Raw genomic sequence first — 816 nt, forward strand, 5'->3', positions numbered from 1 at the left:
CGTCGCGGCCGCGACGCTGCAACTCGCTCAGAACACGCTCCAGCCGCCGCGCCCGCCCGCGCAATATGCGCCGCTGACACCCGCCGCGCCACCCGGCCCGAACGGCACCTCGTCAGATCCAAGGCCGCCCGCGCGCCGTCAGGGGCAGGCGCCGGGGCTCGTGCTGCCGAACGACTCGCGCACCAACATGCCGCCGCTGGCGGTGCCTCCGGGCTCATCGGGCAATCCGGCGCCGCCGCGCCCCGCACGACCGGGCGTGCCGATGATTCGACCAGCGCCCTAGACCGGTGCCACATCGCGGCAGGCATCATTTCGTCAGGCAAGTCAGAGGAACGGAACGCATCCGCAAAACACGCAGTACCCAGATCAGGGAGACGACTCATGACCGGCGATTCCGACAGCACGGCCCATGCCGGCGGTTATCACGGCGGCCCGCAAAGCTTCTGGACGAAATACGTCTGGAGCCAGGACCACAAGGTGATCGCGGTGCAGTACGCGTGTACCGCCATCGCCGTGGGACTGGTCGGACTGGTCCTGTCGAACCTCATGCGCATGCAGCTCGGCTTTCCCGGCAAGTTCTCGTTCATCGACGCGAATCATTACTATCAGTACGTCACCATGCACGGCATGATCATGGTGATCTACCTGCTCACAGCGCTGTCCCTCGGCGGCTTCGGCAACTACCTGATTCCGCTGATGGTCGGCGCGCGCGACATGGTTTTCCCGTTCCTGAACATGCTCAGCTACTGGGTCTACCTGCTGGCGGTCGTGGTGCTCATGGTGAGCTTCTTCGTGCCGGGCGGACCGACCGGCGCC

At 66.1% G+C, this 816-nt stretch carries 1 protein-coding gene and 1 pseudogene; both read left to right on the forward strand.

Annotation, left to right across the window (positions count from 1 at the left end; all coding sequences use genetic code 11):
- Positions 1-283 (forward strand): annotated as a pseudogene (locus W930_RS30560) (hypothetical protein); the annotation flags it as partial.
- 98 nt (positions 284-381) lie between these two features.
- A partial coding sequence (locus W930_RS0125225; protein WP_028731427.1) for a cbb3-type cytochrome c oxidase subunit I occupies positions 382-816 on the forward strand: 435 nt, incomplete at its 3' end.

It is taken from the genome of Pandoraea sp. E26 (assembly GCF_000681415.1).
Taxonomy (GTDB): Bacteria; Pseudomonadota; Gammaproteobacteria; order Burkholderiales; family Burkholderiaceae; genus Pandoraea; species Pandoraea pnomenusa.